Consider the following 17,750-nt stretch of genomic DNA (forward strand, 5'->3'; position numbering starts at 1 on the left):
GTGTTTCTGATGGTGCTGATGGTGCTGATGGGACTGGTAGGGCTGGTGTGGTCCGGCGGACCCGCCGGACCGCGGGGATGCGGAGCACGGGAACGGCAGCCGGGGCGGGCGGTCACCCGCCGTCCGGCAGCGTGGCCAGCGGCCGGATTCTGGGATCTGCGACAACATCCAGCAGGTGGGCGGTCGTCACCGGCGCGGACGTCCGGGAGCCGGCGTCGGGCCGGACTTCCACGAGCAGCTCCTCGCCGCCGAACCGGAGGAGCGCGGCGATCCGGGACAGGCCATCGCTCTGGCCGGTGTAGACGGCGACGGGCGTGCCGTCCGCCAGCATGTGGCTCGCACAGGCACCGAGGTCGCTGTCCGCCCGCTCGCAGGGGCTCGCTTCCGGGCCGTCACCCGCCGGACGCACCGAGAAGGTGATGGGGAACACCTCGCCGCCCTGGCCCTCGCCGTCGTAGCGGAAGTCCTCCCCCTCGACGGGCGTCACGTCCGCGACGGCCGGGGCGAGCAGCTCCCGGAGGGTGACGGCGATCTGCCACCGGTGGTCCTCGTCCCACCGGGACGCGAAGTCGGCCGAATCGGGCGTGCGGGAGGCCGAGGGGACGGCGGAAGGCGCGGGCGGAGCGGCGGGCGGCGTGGCCGGGGGCCCGGCCGCGCCGCCGGGCCCTGCGGTCAGCGCGAGTGCCGCGGTCGCCGCCGCGGCCGCCACGCACAGCCCGGCGCCAAGACCCGCGGCCCGCGCCCGCTTCCGCCGGCGGCGCGCCAGCTCGATCGCACCGTGCACCAGGCCGGCCGGTGGCGCCAGACCGTCCATCGCCCGCACCATGGCCCCCCTGACCAGTGACTCGTCCCGAGGCAGTTCCCTCATGCCGCTCCCCCTCGTCCCTGTCTCCCGTGGCAAGGCGCTCAGCTCCCCTGACCCGTGAACAGCTCGGCGTCCTTCAGCCGCGTGCGCAGCCGGGCCAGAGAACGCGAGCACTGGCTCTTGACCGTGCTCTCACTGCAACGCATGAGGCTCGCCACCTCGGCCACGCTGAGGTCCTCCCAGTAGCGCAGGATGACCATGGCCCGGGCCTTGGGCGGCAGTTCGGCCAGCGCGGCGAGCAGCGTCAGCCGCAGCTCCGGATCGTCGGCGGCAGGCGCGGGGTCCTCGATCGCATGGGCCCGCCTGCTGAGCAGGCCGCGCCGCTGCTCCGCGAGGAACGTGCGGGTCAGGACGGTGCGGGCATAGGCGTCGACGCTGTCCGCCCGCGCCGCCCTTGACCAGTGCCGCAGCAGCTTGACCAGGGTCGTCTGGACGAGGTCCGGCGCGCGGTGCGGATCACCGCAGAGCAGTACGGCGGTGTGGTAGAGCCAGCGCTGACGGGCGAGCGCGTACTCCTCGAACTCTCCGTAACTGCGCATCCACTCTCCTGCCTTGCTTGCCGGCCCGTCACCAGTCTTTGAGTCGCCGACCCCGCCCGGAGGTTGAGTAACAACTCGATAACGGCCACCCACCGGCCGGGGGCGCGCACGGGTGACCACCCGTTCGATGTCGATGCTTTCTGTCGATTATCGCGCGGGAGCTGACACCTTCAGGCCTGACGCCGCGAGCCGGGCGACGGCCGCATCGCGACGAACAGGGTTGACAGGCAACGCGAGTTCGGCTCAGGTGTGAGGCGCACAGGATCGAACACGATGCCGTCATGATCGCGACAACAGCGGCGTGTCACGGCCCCCGGCGCCGGACAGCGCCCGTTCCCGCGGCAGCGGAAACCGGCGCCGGGGGCCCCGGTTATCAAAAAATCAAAAGGTAACGGAGGACCGGCCTGGCCACAGGTCGTGGCAAGCGCCTGGCCGTGGCAGCGCTCGCGGCGGGTGCGCTCGTGGTCCCCGGGGCGGCGGCCCAAGCCGCCGCCACGCAGGCCGATCAGGCACCGCGGGAGCAGGTCGCCGCGGCGAGCATTTCCTGGACGCCGGTCAGGGCGGACAACCCGACCCAGGACCAGCGGGAGGCGTACGCCCTCATCACCGACGCCATGAACGCGGCGGTGGCCCGGTACAACGGGCTGAGCGACCTGGGCAAGACCATCACCGTGCGCTACGACCCGAGCGTGCCGACCGCCGACGGCCACCTCGACGGAACGATCCGGTTCGGCGGTCGCGGTTACATGACCGAGCGCACCGCCCTGCACGAGATCTCCCACACCCTGGGCGTGGGGCAGAGCGCGGGCTGGTCGTCGCTGGCCGGCGGCGGCACGTGGCGCGGAGCCGGGGCCACGGCTCTGGTCAGGCAGTACGACGGCGCATCCGCCACCATCTCCACCGGCGGCGGCCACTTCTGGCCCTACGGCCCGAACTGCGGACACGAGTTCTCGCAGACCAGCGCGGACCGCCACGTGCATATCGTCGAGGCCATGGTCGGGGACGGCATGTGACACCCGCCGCCCGGTGGAGCACCGCGTCCGCTCCACCGGGCGCCGGGCCCCCGGGGTGCCGGTATGTGTGCGGGGCGGGGCCGGTCAGAGGCGGATCATCACGGTCTTGGTCTCGGTGTAGGCATCCAGGACCTCGGTGCCGTGCTCGCGGCCGATCCCCGACTGCTTGAAGCCGCCGAAGGGAACGGTGCCCGAGCTCATCTCGGCGTAGGTGTTGACCCACACCGTGCCGGCCCGCAGGCCCCGTGCCACGCGGTGCGCACGCTCCAGGTCGGTGGTCCACACCGAGCCGGCCAGCCCGTAGACGGTGTCGTTGCCCTGCCGGATGGCGTCGTCGGTGTCGGTGAACGTCATCAGGGCCGCGACCGGGCCGAAGATCTCCTCCCGCACCACACGGGCGTCCGCGCCGACGTTCTCGATCAGGGTCGGCGGCATGTAGAGGTCCCGCGCGTCGCCCGCGGTGACGAGGGTGCCGCCCTCTTCGCGGGCGAGGTCGAGGTAGGAGGCGACCCGCTCGAAGTGCTGCGCCGAGGCCAGCGGCCCCATCATGGTGTCGGGGTGGAAAGGATCGCCCAGGGCGTATGCCTGCATCTCCCTCAGCAGCAGCGCGCGGAACCGCTCGTGTACCGACTCCTGGACGAAGATGCGGGTGCCGGCGACGCAGCCCTCACCGCTGCCCTGGGCGAATCCGGCGACCGCCCCCTTGGCCGCGGCCTCCAGATCGGCGTCGTCGAACACGATCGTCGGGGACTTCCCGCCCAGTTCCAGGGTCACGCGCTTCAGATCGCGGCTGGAGACCTCCAGGATGCGCTTGCCCACGGCGAGCGAGCCGGTGAAGGAGATCTTGTCCACGCCCGGGTGGCGGGTAAGGGCCTCGCCGGTGGTGGCGCCGCCGGTGAGGATGTTGACCACCCCGGGCGGCAGATCGGTCGCGCTCAGCAGTTCGCCGATCCGCAACGCGGACAGCGGTGACCAGGCGGCGGGCTTGGCGACCACGGTGTTGCCGGTGGCCAGCGCCGGCCCCAGCTTCCAGGCCAGCTGCAGCACCGGGCCGTTCCACGCGGTGATCGCGGCGACGACGCCGAGGGGCTGGCGCAGGGTGAAGTGGAACGCGCCGGGGTCCGCGGGGGCGGTCCTGCCGTAGATCTTCGTCGGCCAGCCAGCGTAGTGCCGGAAGACCTCGACCGAGTGGTCGACCAGCCAGCGGGTCATCCACAGCGGGCCGCCCATGTCGAGCGAGTCCAGCACGGCCAGTTCCTCGGCGTGCTCCTCGACCACGTCGGCGATCTGGAGCAGGACGCGGCTGCGCAGGTACGGCGTGAGATCCGCCCAGGAGGGGTCCTCGAAGGCCCGCCGGGCAGCTGCCACCGCCAGGTCGACGTCCCGCTCACCGGCCGCCGCCGCCCGGGCGAGCACCTGCCCCGTCGCGGGGTCGAGCGTCTCGAACGTGCGGCCGTCGGCCGGCGGTGCCCAGTCGCCGCCGATCAGCAGCCGCTTGGCCGGACCGGCCAGGAACGCCGGAGCCGGACGCGTGCCCGGCTCGACGGTAAGGGGAGTGCTCACGACGCTTCCTTCCGTACAAACGAACTGGTTCGTTCGTCTCGGCCACAGTAGCCATCCCCGGCACCCTTGGCAAACGAACCAGTTCGTTCACGCGATCGGCGGGGAGAGGGCCGGGTTCAGTGGTCGGCGGTGAGCTGTCCCGCGAGTCTTTCGTGCATGGCGGCGCTGGGTGCGTTGAGCCCGATGATGGTGACCTTTTTGCCGCGAGTGGCGTATTTGTTCTCGATGGCGTCCAGGGCCGCGACCGTGGAGGCGTCCCAGATGTGCGCGTCGGTGAGGTCGATGACGATGTCGTCGGGGTCTTCGGCGTAGTCGAACTGGGAGACGAGGTCGTTGGACGAGGCGAAGAACAGTTCGCCGGTGACCGCGTAGACCGCCTGCCGGCGGTCGGGGTCCACGACGCCGGTCACCTCCGCGAGGTGCGCGACGCTGCGGGCGAAGATCACCATGGCGGTGATCGATCCGACGACGACCCCGATGGCCAGGTTGTGGGTGGCGACGACGCAGGCGACGGTCACGGCCATCACCAGGGTCTCGCCCACCGGCATCCGCCGCAGCGTTCCGGGCCGGACGGAGTGCCAGTCGAAGGTGGCGACGGACACCAGGACCATGACGGCGACCAGGGCGGCCATCGGAATGCCGGAGACGACGGGGCCGAAGACGATGCACAGGACCATGAGGAAGACACCCGCGAGGAAGGTGGACAGGCGGGTGCGGGCGCCGGAGGTCTTCACGTTGATCATGGTCTGGCCGATCATCGCGCAGCCGCCCATGCCGCCGAAGAAGCCGGTGACGATGTTGGCGAGGCCCTGCCCGATGGATTCGCGGGTCTTGCCGGAGTGGGTGTCGGTGATGTCGTCCACGAGCTTGGCGGTCATCAGCGACTCCATCAGGCCGACCAGCGCGAACGCGAAGGCGTAGGGGGCGATGGTCGTGAGGGTGTCGAAGGTGAAGGGGATGTCCGGCAGGCCGGGAGTCGGCAGGGCCGAGGGCAGTTCGCCCTTGTCGCCCACCGTGGGCACCGCGATCCCGGCGGCCACGGTGATCACGGTGAGGATCACGATGGACACCAGGGGCGCCGGGACCACCTTGCTGACCTTGGGGAAGAGCACCATCAGCGCCAGGCCGCCGGCGATGAGCGGATAGACGGCCCAGGGCACGTCCGTCATCTCCGGCACCTGCGCCATGAAAATCAGGATCGCCAGGGCATTGACGAAGCCGACCATCACGCTGCGCGGGACGAACCGCATCAGCTTGGCCACGCCGAGCGCGCCCAGGACGATCTGGAAGATGCCGCCCAGGATGACGGCGGCGATGAGATAGCTCAGGCCGTACTCGTGGTTCAGCGGCGCGATGACCAGGGCGATGGCGCCGGTCGCGGCGGAGATCATCGCCTTGCGTCCGCCGACGAAGGAGATCACCACGGCCATCGTGAACGAGGCGAACAGCCCGACGCTCGGGTCGACGCCGGCGATGATCGAGAACGAGATCGCCTCGGGAATCAGCGCCAGGGCGACGACGAGACCGGCCAGCACCTCGGTGCGCAGGACCTTGCCGGAGGCGAGGAAGTCGGGACGGGACGGACGGGGCAGACGGGACAGACGCGGCCTTCCGGCCGCGGACAGCGCTGGGGACATGCAACCGTTTCTGTTTCGGGCGCGCCCCGGGGGCGTGCGCCGTTGAGGCCGGGCGCCATGCGCGAGCGGGGGTGGAGCCCGGGCCCTGCCGAAGTGGTCCGGCGCCCGTGGCGGGGCGCCGTTCGGGCATCATTGCCCGGGAGTCCGCGGGGCGCCCGGGGCCGCCACGGCCCGGGAGCCCGGCCCGCGTCATGGCGCGGGCCCGGCCGCTCCGACTGTACGGCCGGAGCGGATACGCCAAGACTCTACCCTGACGTGACGGCAGGGTGCGGCGCGGTGGTGATGAAATGCTCACGTGCGGGCCGGGGCGGGGGTGCGGCGAAGGTGACGGCGAGAAGGAGCGGCGCGGCGATGACCGAGCGGCACATGCAGATCGGCGAGGTGGCCGAGCGGACCGGGCTGTCCCTGCGCACGATCCGCCACTACGAGGAGGTCGGCCTGGTCATCCCCTCGGCCCGCAGCAAGGGCGGTTTCCGCCTCTACACCGGGACCGACGTCGAGCGGCTCATGGTGATCCGCCGGATGAAGCCGCTCGGTTTCTCCCTTGAGGAGATGCGCGACCTGCTGGAGATCACCGACCGCATCGCCGCCACCGACGACCCGCCGGCCGCGGAGGAGAAGGAACGGCTCCGCGAACGTCTGGACGCCTACCGCAAGATCTCCGAGGCCCGCTGCGAAACCCTGCGCGCCCGCCTGGAGATGGCAGAGGACTTCGCCGCCACCCTGCGCAGGCGACTGCACGCAACGGACTGAGCCGGGCCTCTCCGGGACGGCCCACGCGGCGCCACGGCTCAGGCAGGCGGACAGGCAGGTGCCCCGGGTATGCAGCCGTTCACAATCTACCTTCACGTTAAGGTAGATTCCCGCGAGGTCCTTACGGCAGCGGGAACGACGTCATCGGGCCGGCCGGAGCCTGGCTGGTGCGGGGCGCGTCGATCATCCTCGGCGCGGTCGTCGCCGTGCGCTTCGTCCATGTGGTCCCGCGCCGCCGGATACCCGTGATCACCTATCTCGGCGCGGGCGGCATGTACATCTGTCTCCTCCACATCTCCTTCGTCCGCGCCGCCCGCCACCACGGACTGCACGAGCACGTCGACCAGTGGCACGACCAGCTGGCGGTCATCACCGGCGCCGTGCTCCTCGCCGCGTTCCTGGCCTCCCCGCCGGTGCGCGCACTCACCCGGCCCCTGGTAAAGCCCCGCATCGCGCGCTTCACCGGCGGCAGGTGACAGGAGCGGAACTCCCCGGCCGCGCGGGCGGCGCGCCACCCGGAGTCCGGGCGCCTGCCCACCGGGCGTACGGCAAGGGCCGCACTCGAACGGACGGCTCCCGGGGGGCGTTCACGGTATCCGGCGCGGCGCCGCCTCGGCACGGGCGCCCGTTCCGGCGGTGGGGTGGCCGTGCGGGTCGCGGGCGTGCCAGGCGGCGATGGCGAACGCGGCGAACGCGGAGCCGAGCAGGGCGCCGGCCAGGGTGTCGGTGAGCCAGTGCACGCCGAGGAACACCCGCGTGAAACAGGCGGCGGCAACGGCGAGAACGGCCACCGCCACACCGGCACGCACCAGGCCGGCGGGTGCGCCGGCCCGTCGCGCGAGCCACAGCAGCAGCACGCAGGTGGCGGCCGCGGTCATGGCATGGCCGGAGGGCAGCGAGGCGAACTGGGCGGAGTCGACGGGGCGTTCCCACTCGGGACGTTCGCGTCCGATGATCCCGCGCAGCACCCCGCGGACGCCCCATTCCGCCGCGGACGTGCAGGCCGTCCAGAGGGCGACGAGCCGCTGCCGCGTGTACCACAGCCACACCACCGCTCCGACGATCAGCAGGCGCATGGTCCACGGGTCGACGATCCAGTCGGTGACGATCCGGCTGGCGTGGGTGAGGTCCGGGCTCTCCAGGGCCGCCGTGTGCAGATGGTCCGCCACGGCCCGGTCCGCGCGGAGGACGGGCCGCGCCTCGACGACGGCCAGGGCGATGACCAGGGCCGCGGCCGCGATGAGCAGCAGGGCGGCTTTCCCTGCCGGGTCGGCGAGAAAGGCGGCCACCTGTTTCCTGACCGGCCGTGGGTGTATACCGGGTTCGCCGCGGGGCATCTCGGGCGCCTCCTTCGGGGGACGGGGATGTGTGGTCGCGGGGCGGGGTGCCGTGGCCGGGCCGGGCAGAAGGGCGGGACCGAAGCGTAAACTCGGTACCCGATATCGGTTGCGTCACTGCCCGGTGGGCGGGGAGGTGGGTCGGCGTGCGGGAGTTCCAGCGGGGCGCGGTGCGGCTGCACATCCTGCACCACGCGGCCGAGGAGGAGATCCACGGCGCCTGGATGACCGAGGAACTGGCCCGGCACGGTTACCGGATCAGTCCCGGCACTCTCTACCCGACGCTGCACCGGCTGGAGACCGACGGGCTGCTGATCTCCGAGCAGCGGGTGGTCGAGGGACGCACCCGCCGGGTGTACCGGGCCACCGCGGCCGGGAAGCGGGCCCTCGCGGAGGACCGCAGGGCCCTGGCGGAGCTGGCCCGCGAGGTCCTCGGCGGCGACGGGGCCACCTGAGGGGCCCGGGGGGCCGGACGCCGTCACCGGCGCGACGCCGCCCAGGCGCGCCGCGCCCCGTAGGCGGCGACGCCGGCGGCCAGCACCACCGCGCCGGAAAGCACCGAGGAGATCGGCAGCGCGAAAGCCAGGACGACGCAGCCCGCCAGGCCCACGACGGGAACCAGCCGAGGCGGGCGCCCTTCGGCCGGGGTGAGCGTCCACGCGGCGGCGTTGGCGATGGCGTAGTAGGCCAGCACCCCGAAGGAGGAAAAGCCGATCGCTCCGCGAACGTCCGCCGTCGCCGCAACCACCGCCACCACGGCGCCGACCGCGAGCTCGGCCCGGTGGGGGACCCCGAACCGCGGGTGCACCGCGGCCAGGACGTGCGGCAGGTGCCGGTCCCTGGCCATCGCCAGGGTGGTGCGCGAAACGCCGAGGATCAGCGCGAGCAGCGAGCCGAGCGCGGCCACCGCGGCGCCGACGCGTACCACGGGCGCCAGGCCGGGCAGCCCGGCGGCCCGGACCGCGTCCGCCAGCGGGGCGTCCGCCTCGCCCAGACCGCCGCTGCCGAGCACGGCCAGTACCGAGACCGCGACTGCCGCGTACACCACCAGCGTGATGCCCAGCGCCATGGGGACGGCCCGGGGGATCGTCCGGGCCGGATCGCGCACCTCCTCCCCCAGCGTGGCGATGCGCGCGTACCCGGCGAAGGCGAAGAACAGCAGGCCCGCGGCTTCGAGCACCCCGCCGAACGTGGCATCCGCACCGAGGTCCAGCCGTCCGGCCCGCGCGTGTCCTGAGGTCAGGGTGGCGGCCACCACGGCGGCCAGCACCGCCAGGACGACGGCGACGATCACGCGGGTGAGCCAGGCGGCCTTCCGCACCCCGGCGTAGTCGACGGCGGTCAGCGCCACCACTGCCCCGACCGCGACCGCGTGGGACTGGCCGGGCCACACGTAGGAACCGACCGTGAGGGCCATGGCCGCGCAGGACGCGGTCTTGCCGACGATGAACGCCCAGCCCGCCAGGTAGCCCCAGAAGTCGCCCAGCCGCTCCCGGCCGTACACGTAGGTACCGCCGGAGGCCGGGTACCGCGCGGCCAGCCGGGCGGAGGAGGTCGCGTTGCAGTAGGCGACCACGGCGGCCAGGGCGAGGCCCAGCAGCAGTCCGGAGCCGGCCGCGTGCGCGGCCGGTGCGAGGGCGGCGAAGATCCCCGCGCCGATCATCGATCCCAGACCGATCACCACCGCGTCGAACGTGCCGAGCCGCCGGCGCAGCGCCTCGGGAGGGCCGGGCGCGGACGATGACTTGGGCATGAGGTCACTCCTCGGCGGTACGGCGGCTCATCTTACGGCTTCCGATATCGGCAGACGATATCCCGGGCCGGGTCCCGTCGTTCCGGCCGGGTGGCGGGGCTGCGCCCGTGAGTCGTCCCGCCGGCTGATGAGCCCGGCCGCGGGCCCCGGGATGTGCGGCGGCGTCCGTCCCTTCACGGCGTTCCCAGGGCCTGAACCTCCGCGTAGGAAAGGCTCGCGAGGTCCGCCGGCCGGCCGTCGCGGACGGCGGCCGCGGTGGTCACGGCCGCCGCCAGGGCCCTGCGGTAGAGCAGCGAGCCGAGGCTGACCCGGCGCACGCCCAGCGCGGCCAGCTCGGCGAGGGTGGGGCCGGTCGGCGTGTACAGGACGTTCAGCGGCACGACGAGGCTTGCCGCCAGGGCGGCGATCCCGTCCGGCTCCGCCAGGCCGGGCACGAACACCCCGTCCGCGCCTGCCTGTTCGTAGACCGCGAGGCGGGCCGCGGTCTCCTCCCGCCGGCATCCGAGCCAGTGGGTGTCCGTGCGGGCGTTCACGAACAGTCCGGGCACCGCGGTCCTGACGGCGGCGATCTTCGCGGCGTGCAGCTCCACGGCGGCCAGGGTGCCGTCCGGGCGGCCGTCTTCGAGGTTGATCCCCGCGGCGCCCGCGTCATGCAGCCTACGGGCCAGCTCGGCCACTTCCTCCGGGTCGTCGCTGAAGCCGCCTTCGGCGTCGACGGTGAACAGGAAGGAGCCCTGCCCGAGCCGGCGGGCCAGCGCCAGGGTCGCCTCGGCGGTGGCGGCTGCCCCGTCCGGCAGCCCGGCGGCCGCGGCCACGCCCAGGCTCGTGGTGCCGATGGCCCGGAAGCCCTGCGCCGCCAGCGCAGCGGCGGAGGCGTGGTCCCAGGCGTTGGGCAGCAGCAGGGGGACGGTCTGGTGGTGCAGCCGGGCGAAGGCGGTCAGCGGACGTCCGAGCAGGCCGTCGGCCAGGGCGAGGGCGTGGGCGCGGCCGGGGCAGACCCGGGGCGGCGCGCCGAACGTGAGGGGCACGGGGTGCGCGCGCTGGGCGGCCACCAGGTCCAGGAGCACCACATCGCCCTCGGCGATCTCCCGGCCGGCGACCCGGGTGGCGCGCGCGGCGACCCGGCGCATGGTCCGCACCGGCGGAGCGTCCCGGAGCACGCGGGCCAGCGGCGCGTCACCGCCGGCCGCGGCCGCCACCAGCGCGGCCGTCGCGGCGCACGCCTGCACCAGCAGTCCGATGCGGTTGGCGGCGGCCTCAAGACCGGCTTCATCCGCCCGTCCGGGCGCCAGTTGCGCCACCAGCCGGGCCACCGCCTCGTCGGCGGCCGGGTCCACGCCCCCGAAGTACGCCCCGGCCACCACGGTCACCGCCTCCGCAACCGCCGCCGGCTCCGGCATTCCCAGGGCCTCGGCGAGCGCACGCACCACCCGCACCCGGACTTCCCCCTCGGGCCCCGACGCCGCCGTCCGCCGCAGCGCGGCGGGGTCGAGCCGGGCCAGTTCGGCCGCCACCAGAGCCCGCCGCCGATGCGGCTCACCGGAGCTGAACCGGGCCACGGTGGCACGCAGCCACGCGACACTCGCCCCGGCCCGGCCGCCGTCCGCGGCCGGCAGCTCGGGGACGAGCGCCGGGTCGGCGAGCGCCGCCCGCACGTCCGCGGGACGGCCGAACTCGTGCGTCGTGTGCGTCGTGTGCGTCATGGCCCTGACGCTAGAGCCGGAACGGTTCGGCGCCGCCCGAACCATCCCTGCGGCATCATGACCCCATGCCCACGCTCGCCGAGACCGCCGGCCTGTTCGCCGACCGCACCAGGGCCGCCTTCTGCCAGGCCCTGCTCGACGGGCGCGCCTGGAGCGCGGGTGAGCTGGCCCGGCATGCGGGAGTGCGGCCCTCCACCGCCAGCGAGCAGCTTTCCCGACTCGTCGCGGGCGGTGTGCTGACCGAGGAACGCCAGGGCCGGCACCGCTACGTCCGGCTGGCAGGACCCGAGGCGGCCGCCCTGGTCGAAGCCCTCACCTCGTACGCCCCGGACACCCCGCGCCCGCGGAGCCTGCGCGCATCAGTACAGCTCGGCGCCGAAGCCCGGGCCCGCACCTGCTACGACCACCTGGCGGGGCGACTGGGCGTGGCCCTGGCAGACGCCATGATCGCCCGGGGCCTGGTCGCCGACGAATCCGGGCTCACCGTCACCCCGGCAGGCCGGGCGTGGCTGGCCGGCCTCCTGGGCCGCGAGCAGCCGCCGGGTGCCCGGCGGCCCCTGGTGCGGAGCTGCCTGGACTGGACGGAGCGTCGCCCCCACCTCGCCGGAGCGCTGGGCGCGGCCCTGTGCGCCACGGCGCTGGAACGGCGGTGGGTGCGGCGAGTCGGCTCCGGTCGCGCGGTGCGGGTGACCCCGGAAGGGACCGGGGCGTTCCGGGAGCTGCTGGGGGTGGAGGTCTAGTGCCGCGTCAGCCAAGGTTTGCCCGTCAAGGAGCGGCGTCCGGTGCGGTGCTCCGCCACCCCTCTCTGGGGCCTGGGGGAGCCGGATCGCCCTCGTGCACGGGAGCACCTCCCTGGGAGCACCTCCCTGGGGGCACCTCCCAGCCGCCAGGCTGGGGGAGTGCCGTGCGCATGGGGGAGTCGCGACGGGGCAAACCCTGGCTGATGGGGCACTAGGTCCGCCGAGGGCGCGGGCCGCGGAGCGCCGTTGTCCGACACGCATGGCGACACCGGTCATGCTTGCTGTCCGAGCTCCTCGATCACGGCGATGGCGGGGAGTTGGGCGGTGACGGCGAAGCCGGGGGCGTCGTCGCGCGGGGCGGCGGCGAGGGTGCCACCGATGCTGCGGGCGCGTTCCCGCATGCCGGTGATGCCGAAGCCGGGCTCGGCGTCCCGGGCGGCCTCCGCCCGGACGCCACCCGCCGAGCCGTCGTCGACGACCCCGAGGCGGAGCGCGGCGCCCCGACGCACTATCGACACGTCGACGGAGACGCCGGGCCCGGCGTGACGGACGGCGTTGGTCAGCGCCTCCTGCACGATGCGATACGCCGCCGCGCCGGTGACCGGCGGGACCGGGCCCTCGGCGTCCAGGGTCAGCGTCACCTCGGCGCCGGCCGCCTTGGCGGCGCGGACGAGACCGGGGATGCCGCCGAGGCCGGGCAGCGGGTCGTGGCCGCCGCGGTCGGGCTCGTCGCCGCGCAGCACTTGCAGCGTCGTCCGCAACTCGACGCGGGCGTCGCGGCAGGTCTCGGCGATGCTGTCGAGGGAATCGGCGAGTGCGGTGCGGTCGAGGCGTTCGGGGTCGGCGATCAGGACGTGGGAGGCGACGGAAGTCTGCACACCGATGAGGGTGATGCTGTGGGCGAGCAGATCGTGCAGGTCGCGGGCGATGCGCAGGCGTTCCTCGGCGACGCGGCGGGCGGCCTCCTCCTCGCGGGTGCGTTCGGCGCGCTCGGCGCGCTCGCGGATGGCGGCGATGTACTGGCCGTGCCAGCGCACGGCCTCGCCGAGCACGATGGGCACCAGGAACCAGCCGGAGACCCGCACCATGTCCACACCGGTGTCGGTGTCGGTGTTCATCCAGATGACGGCGATGAGGACGGGGACCCCGGTGGCCAGCACCAGGCTGCGGCGCAGCGTTCCCGACACGGCCACCGAGTACAGGGCGAGTCCACCGGCCAGCAGCGGCGCGAGGTGCGGGTAGTCGAGCGCGTGATACGGCTGCACGACGCACGCGTGCGCGAAGAGGACCGCCAGCGGACTGCGGCGGAACCAGGGCAGCGGCAGCATCGCGCCCGCGAGGAGGAGCCAGCCGGTGAAGTCGAGCGCCCTGCCGTCCGGCTCGGCGACGACAGCCGCCAGCGCGCAGAACGCGCTGACGAGGACCGCGACGAGTATGTCGTGCCGCGGTACACGGGCGTCCGTGTACCGCGGCAGCTTGAAAGCCCTCACCATGCAGCCATCATCCGGCACCGGCACCGGACTTGTGGGAAATGAGCTCCGGAGAACCGGGCTCGGGGGAAGCGGACTTGCGGGAAAGGGGCCCGGGCGACCACACGCGGCGGCCCAGCAGCCAGCTCGCGGCGGTGACGATGTAGGTACGCACCAGGAAGGTGTCGAGCAGCACGCCGATCGCGACGATGAAGCCGATCTCGATCATCATCACCATGGGCATCGACATCAGCACCGCGAAGGTGGCCGCGAGCACGATCCCGGCGGAAGCGATCACGCCGCCCGTGGTGCGCAGCGCGGTGAGCGCCGCCTGACGCGTCTCCAGACCGTTCAGATTCTCCTCGCGCATCCGGTGCATCAGGAAGATGCCGTAGTCCACGCCGAGGGCTACTCCGAAGACGAACGTGATCACCGCCATCGACTGGTCGATGCCCTCGAAGCCGAAGACGGAGGAGAACAGCAGACCACCCAGGCCCATGGCCGCGCCCCAGGAGGCGACGACGGCGGCGAGCAGGATCACCGGGGCGGTGACGCTGCGCAGCAGGGCAATGAGGATCAGCAGCACAGCGCCGAGCACGAGGGGGATGACGAGCGTCCGGTCGTCGGCATTGGTGCTGGCAAGGTCCAACTGCTCGGCCGTGGAACCGCCGACCACCGCATCGGCGCCGTCGACGGCGGCCAGGTCCGCGCGCAGCGTCTCGATGGTGCTCTTCTCGCCGTCGGACTCGGGCGGATCGGTGGCATAGACACTGAGCTCGGTCCAGCCGTCGCCGCTGCGGGCTGTCTGGACGTCGGCGACGCCCTCGGTGGCCCGGGCGACGTCGAGGACGGCGTCGGCCTGGTCGCTGTGCGCCATGACCACGATGGGCTGGGCGCTCTGCTCCGGGTACGCCTCGCCCAGTTGTTCCATGGCGGCGATGGACTCGGGGGTGTCGACGAAGGAGTCCTCGCTGCTGAGGGGGCCGGGCATGCTGAAGTTGCCCAGCGCCAGCGCGCCCATCAGCGCGAGGCCGCCGGCGAGGATGGCGACGGGGCGGCGGGTGATCGAGCCGCCGACCCGTGCGAAGTAGCCACGCTTGGCGTCGGTGCCCTCGCTGCCGTAGACGGGGACGAAGGGCCAGAACACGCGCCGTCCGCACATGACCAGCAGGGTCGGCAGCAGGGTCAGCATCACCAGCAGCGAGCAGATGATGCCGGCGACGCCGACCGGGCCGAGTCCGGCGGTGCTGTTGAGGTCGGCGGCCATGAGGCAGAGGAGACCGGCGGAGACGGTGGCGGCGGAGGCCAGCAGCGCCGGACCGCAGCCGCGGACGGCGCGGACCATCGCGTCGTAGGGGCGTTCGTGGCGGCGCAGTTCCTCGCGGTAGCGGGCGACGAGCAGCAGTGCGTAGTCCGTTCCGGCGCCGAAGACCAACACGCTCATGACCGCGAGGTTCATGCCGTTGACGGTGACGTCGAACATCTCCACCAGGCCGTAGACCAGTGCCCTGGAAGCCATGACGGCGACGCCCACGCAGAGGAGGGGAAGCAGCCACAGCATGGGGCTGCGGTAGGTGAGGATCAGCAGGACGGCGACGATCGCGGCGGTGGTCATCATCAGGGTGCCGTCCACCGAGGCGAAGACCTCGTCGTTGTCGAGGGCCAGTCCGCCGGAGCCGCCGACCATCACGGTCAGGCCGTCCGGGAGCCCTTCGTCGACGTCCTCGCGGACGTCGCGGACTGCTTCGATGCGTTCCTCGGGATCGGCGATGCCGGTGATCGTGACCGGGTACATCTCGGTGGTGCCGTCGGCGGAGGGGATGCCCTGCGGCGTGGCGTCACCGGCGATCTCGTAGCGGGCGGCGATGCCGTCGACCTGTGCACGGGCCGCCTCGCGGTCGGCGGCGGTGAGGCCGCCGTCGCGCTCGTAAACGAGGATCAGTTCGGTGGTCTCGCCACCGGGCAGGCGTTCCTGGAGTTCGACGACCTGGGTGGAGTCGGCGCTTTCGGGCAGGTAGTCGATGGTCTCGTTGCTCTCGACGTCCCCCACCTTGCCGCCGAGGGGCGCTGCGATGGCGAGCAGGCCGACCCAGAGCGCGACGATGCCCCACAGTATGGCCCGGCGGCGGCCGGGCGGGGACGCGGATGGGCGTTCGGGCGGGGGCGACGTGCGGCTCGGCCCGGTCTCGACGGTTGCGGCTCCCATGCGGGGCTCCTTTGGCGTCTTCCGTGAATCGTGGTCCCAGGCTCCCGTGACGGAACGGCGGATTCGTCGGCCGCCGGAGCGAACTCGGCGTTACTGCGGACGGCGGAGCGGAAGGGGCGTTACTCCCCGGGGAGTACACCGGCGGAGGGCCAAGCCGGGCAGGGCCTCACGGCATCTCGCATGCCGGGAAGCAGACTTCGTTCCCACTCCGGCCGCCCGGCGAGGGCTCACGGCCGATCGGCGCACGGCCCCTGGCCGAGGCACACGCCGGACCGCGGCCGGGTGATGGGCTCTCAGCCGTTCCGGTCACCGGGCGAGCTGGTCGCACACCTCGGCGGTGAGCCTGTCGGCCTCGTCGAGCGCCGCGGTGAGCGCCGCCGGGGTGGTGCCGAGCGCGGAGAACAACGCATGAGCCCGTTCGGCGAAGTGCACAGAGCCGGCAGCGAGTTGTCCGGCGGCCCGCACCGCGCCCTTCTCGTTGAGCACCCAGCGTCCGGCGTGAGCGTGGAGGGCGTGCACGAGAAGCCCGACCGCGCGGAAGAGACAACCGGCAACGTAGAAGGTGTCCCCGCCGGCTGCCCCCTTGCGGGCGCCGGCCAGGATGAATGGCGCCTCCCATTGCGCGTTGCCGATGAGCGCTCGGCGCAACGGCTCCGGATAGCGCCGCGTCTGCTCCTGGAGAATGCCGAGCTCGCCGCCGGGATCGGCGAGGACACGTCCGAGCGCCACCTCACCGGCATAGGCATGGGAGTACACCCCCAGGGGGTGGCCGGGCTGGGCACCGATCTCGAAGTGTCCGGCCTGGCACTGCTGCCAGACACGGTGCACCCGGTCCAGGTCGCGGTAGATCCAGTCGACGCGATGGCCGTCGATGGTCAGCCAGCCGCCGCCGTCCACCCACGGTCCCCAGCCGCCCGGCTCGGTCACGTCCACCGGCCCGCCGGTCAGCTCGGCTGCCAGCAGACGCAGAGCACCGGTATCCAGCAGCGGCCGGTAGTACAGCCCCAGGTCGTAGTCGGAATCGGGACCGTGCGTTCCCCTCGCCCGGCTGCCGCCCAGGCACACCCCGACGATGCCGCCGATGTCGGCCAGCCGATTCGCGATCTCCACCAAACGGTCCACGGGCCCCAGTCTGCATACCCGGACCACCGCCCGCGACCGGCTTTCTCACGTCGGCTCGGGGTCTTCGGGCAGGGTGCGGGCCTGGCGGGCGAGCAGGCGCTCGGCGGCGTCGTAGCTCCAGTGACGGTCGACGACGAGACACGTCCACCGGCCTGTCCGCACCGCCGAACAGAACGGTGCAGACCGCCGCCAACGGCCTCCTGGCCAAACACGGGCTGCGGCGCGCGCGGCGCAACGGCACCACCGCGCGACTACTCGCCCTCGCCGCCCGCGATGCACCGCGCGTGCCGAGGAATCGGCCAGACGCATGAACGCGGCGTGGGCAACGGCTCGTCGGCAGCCGGTGTTTCTCGGCGGCCTCGGGCGGTTATCGACGGAAATTCCCTCCGCATAACCGGTGCCCGCCAGCATGAGAAGGTTGCGGTAATCAACCTGCACCAGGTTGCGCGCACTCGCGCCGGCCCCTATCGCGGCTCGCCCGTATTTTCGTGCGTACGGTTCCACAGGTCGACGGCCGCGCCGATATCCGCCCGGGACCAGAAAGTCGGCCGTTCGGCGCCCCTGGCGGGGGTCGTCAGTTCGGCGGCGGCGAGGGCTGCCCCTGGGGCGATGGGCCGGCTGACGAGGGAGGGGGACGTGGGCTCACGGCGGCTCCGTGGACAGAGGAGGGACGGATCCCGGTATCTTCCGCACCCTTTCCGGAAGGTTCCGCGGGGGATACAGGAGCCAGGTTGACCGCCTACCTCACGGTTCGTCAATCCCCTGCGTCGGTCCGGATGTTCGGCTGGGCGGTCTACCTGCTGTTCTCCACGGAACTTCTCGGAGCGCTCCGGTCGGGCCGGCCACTCGGGCGCCGGACCCGGACCCGCGGCGGACACTCACCCTCCGGGTCTGGCTCAAAAGCGAGGCCGGATGAGGGAATTCGTGCGTTCTCGCAGTTTTCCGATCCCTGCTGTGGGGATATGTAGCACTCAACTCGTGAGGGTTCTCCGTTATCCGGGAGCGCGCACCCCCGGCCAGCATTCGTTTTTCCCTTTGACCAGAGTGCGG

The 17,750-nt window shown here is 72.8% G+C and carries 15 protein-coding genes; 5 read left to right on the top strand and 10 right to left on the bottom strand.

All coding sequences use genetic code 11. The features are described 5' to 3' along the window. Positions 1-112: 112 nt before the first annotated feature. Together STBA_RS06195 and STBA_RS06200 are read right to left on the bottom strand one after the other, a co-directional pair. Entirely contained in the window at positions 113-868 is a 756-nt protein-coding gene (locus STBA_RS06195; RefSeq protein WP_143659441.1) for a hypothetical protein, read from the bottom strand. A gap of 38 nt (positions 869-906) precedes the next feature. Next, entirely contained in the window at positions 907-1,404 is a 498-nt protein-coding gene (locus tag STBA_RS06200) for a SigE family RNA polymerase sigma factor (RefSeq protein WP_077058275.1), read from the bottom strand. A 434-nt stretch (positions 1,405-1,838) separates the two neighbouring features. On the opposite strand from STBA_RS06200, the gene STBA_RS06205 reads away from it, so the two are divergent. Beyond that, positions 1,839-2,417 carry a hypothetical protein gene (locus STBA_RS06205; RefSeq protein WP_253194567.1) on the top strand — a complete coding sequence of 193 codons (579 nt, stop codon included), beginning with the start codon at positions 1,839-1,841 and terminating at the stop codon, positions 2,415-2,417. 84 nt (positions 2,418-2,501) lie between these two features. Here STBA_RS06205 and STBA_RS06210 read toward each other — a convergent pair whose 3' ends face one another. Together STBA_RS06210 and STBA_RS06215 are read right to left on the bottom strand one after the other, a co-directional pair. Continuing rightward, positions 2,502-3,980 (bottom strand): aldehyde dehydrogenase family protein, encoded by a 1,479-nt coding sequence (locus STBA_RS06210; protein ID WP_077058277.1) that lies wholly within the window; start codon positions 3,978-3,980, stop codon positions 2,502-2,504. 116 nt (positions 3,981-4,096) lie between these two features. Then, positions 4,097-5,617: a SulP family inorganic anion transporter gene (locus STBA_RS06215; RefSeq protein ID WP_077058278.1), complete on the bottom strand. Its 1,521-nt coding sequence runs from the start codon at positions 5,615-5,617 to the stop codon at positions 4,097-4,099. Between the two features lie 351 nt (positions 5,618-5,968). Between STBA_RS06215 and STBA_RS06220 the strand changes: the two genes are divergently transcribed. Both STBA_RS06220 and STBA_RS06225 read left to right on the top strand, forming a co-directional pair. After that, positions 5,969-6,370: a MerR family transcriptional regulator gene (locus tag STBA_RS06220; protein ID WP_077058279.1), complete on the top strand. Its 402-nt coding sequence runs from the start codon at positions 5,969-5,971 to the stop codon at positions 6,368-6,370. A gap of 167 nt (positions 6,371-6,537) precedes the next feature. Next, positions 6,538-6,846 (top strand): hypothetical protein, encoded by a 309-nt coding sequence (locus STBA_RS06225; RefSeq protein ID WP_077058280.1) that lies wholly within the window; start codon positions 6,538-6,540, stop codon positions 6,844-6,846. Between the two features lie 111 nt (positions 6,847-6,957). Here the strand turns inward: STBA_RS06225 and STBA_RS06230 are convergent, their stop codons facing one another. After that, on the bottom strand, positions 6,958-7,659 hold the full coding sequence (locus STBA_RS06230; RefSeq protein ID WP_077058281.1) for a phosphatase PAP2 family protein: 702 nt from the start codon (positions 7,657-7,659) through the stop codon (positions 6,958-6,960). A 194-nt stretch (positions 7,660-7,853) separates the two neighbouring features. Here STBA_RS06230 and STBA_RS06235 point away from each other — a divergent pair, with 194 nt between their 5' ends. After that, a complete protein-coding gene (locus tag STBA_RS06235; RefSeq protein WP_077058282.1) occupies positions 7,854-8,162 on the top strand; it encodes a PadR family transcriptional regulator in 309 nt (102 codons plus the stop codon). A gap of 23 nt (positions 8,163-8,185) precedes the next feature. Here the strand turns inward: STBA_RS06235 and STBA_RS06240 are convergent, their stop codons facing one another. Both STBA_RS06240 and STBA_RS06245 read right to left on the bottom strand, forming a co-directional pair. After that, positions 8,186-9,460 (bottom strand): APC family permease, encoded by a 1,275-nt coding sequence (locus STBA_RS06240; protein ID WP_077058283.1) that lies wholly within the window; start codon positions 9,458-9,460, stop codon positions 8,186-8,188. Positions 9,461-9,633: 173 nt separating this feature from the next. Then, positions 9,634-11,163, bottom strand: coding sequence for an isocitrate lyase/phosphoenolpyruvate mutase family protein (locus STBA_RS06245; RefSeq protein ID WP_077058284.1), 1,530 nt, complete (start codon positions 11,161-11,163; stop codon positions 9,634-9,636). Between the two features lie 65 nt (positions 11,164-11,228). Between STBA_RS06245 and STBA_RS06250 the strand changes: the two genes are divergently transcribed. After that, positions 11,229-11,903, top strand: coding sequence for a winged helix-turn-helix domain-containing protein (locus STBA_RS06250; RefSeq protein WP_077058285.1), 675 nt, complete (start codon positions 11,229-11,231; stop codon positions 11,901-11,903). 272 nt (positions 11,904-12,175) lie between these two features. Here STBA_RS06250 and STBA_RS06255 read toward each other — a convergent pair whose 3' ends face one another. The 3 genes from STBA_RS06255 to STBA_RS06265 all read right to left on the bottom strand — a co-directional run bounded on the left by STBA_RS06255 (position 12,176) and on the right by STBA_RS06265 (position 16,700). Continuing rightward, the gene (locus STBA_RS06255) at positions 12,176-13,396 is read right to left on the bottom strand and encodes a histidine kinase (protein WP_077058286.1); all 1,221 of its coding nucleotides are present in this window, start codon (positions 13,394-13,396) and stop codon (positions 12,176-12,178) included. Between the two features lie 7 nt (positions 13,397-13,403). Continuing rightward, on the bottom strand, positions 13,404-15,578 hold the full coding sequence (locus STBA_RS06260; protein WP_107484985.1) for an MMPL family transporter: 2,175 nt from the start codon (positions 15,576-15,578) through the stop codon (positions 13,404-13,406). A gap of 306 nt (positions 15,579-15,884) precedes the next feature. Next, positions 15,885-16,700 (bottom strand): nucleotidyltransferase domain-containing protein, encoded by an 816-nt coding sequence (locus STBA_RS06265; RefSeq protein ID WP_077058287.1) that lies wholly within the window; start codon positions 16,698-16,700, stop codon positions 15,885-15,887. Positions 16,701-17,750 lie beyond the last annotated feature (1,050 nt).

The sequence above is a fragment of the Streptomyces sp. MP131-18 genome (assembly GCF_001984575.1).
Lineage (GTDB): Bacteria > Actinomycetota > Actinomycetes > Streptomycetales > Streptomycetaceae > Streptomyces > Streptomyces johnsoniae.

What these genes read in the sequence shown, in the direction of transcription:
- STBA_RS06195 (WP_143659441.1), bottom strand. Translation starts at nt 868, where the DNA reads ATGAGGGAACTGCCTCGGGACGAGTCACTGGTCAGGGGGGCCATGGTG.
- STBA_RS06200 (WP_077058275.1), bottom strand. Translation starts at nt 1,404, where the DNA reads ATGCGCAGTTACGGAGAGTTCGAGGAGTACGCGCTCGCCCGTCAGCGC.
- STBA_RS06215 (WP_077058278.1), bottom strand. Translation starts at nt 5,617, where the DNA reads ATGTCCCCAGCGCTGTCCGCGGCCGGAAGGCCGCGTCTGTCCCGTCTG.
- STBA_RS06220 (WP_077058279.1), top strand. Translation starts at nt 5,969, where the DNA reads ATGACCGAGCGGCACATGCAGATCGGCGAGGTGGCCGAGCGGACCGGG.
- STBA_RS06240 (WP_077058283.1), bottom strand. Translation starts at nt 9,460, where the DNA reads ATGCCCAAGTCATCGTCCGCGCCCGGCCCTCCCGAGGCGCTGCGCCGG.
- STBA_RS06245 (WP_077058284.1), bottom strand. Translation starts at nt 11,163, where the DNA reads ATGACGCACACGACGCACACGACGCACGAGTTCGGCCGTCCCGCGGAC.
- STBA_RS06250 (WP_077058285.1), top strand. Translation starts at nt 11,229, where the DNA reads ATGCCCACGCTCGCCGAGACCGCCGGCCTGTTCGCCGACCGCACCAGG.
- STBA_RS06255 (WP_077058286.1), bottom strand. Translation starts at nt 13,396, where the DNA reads ATGGTGAGGGCTTTCAAGCTGCCGCGGTACACGGACGCCCGTGTACCG.
- STBA_RS06260 (WP_107484985.1), bottom strand. Translation starts at nt 15,578, where the DNA reads ATGGGAGCCGCAACCGTCGAGACCGGGCCGAGCCGCACGTCGCCCCCG.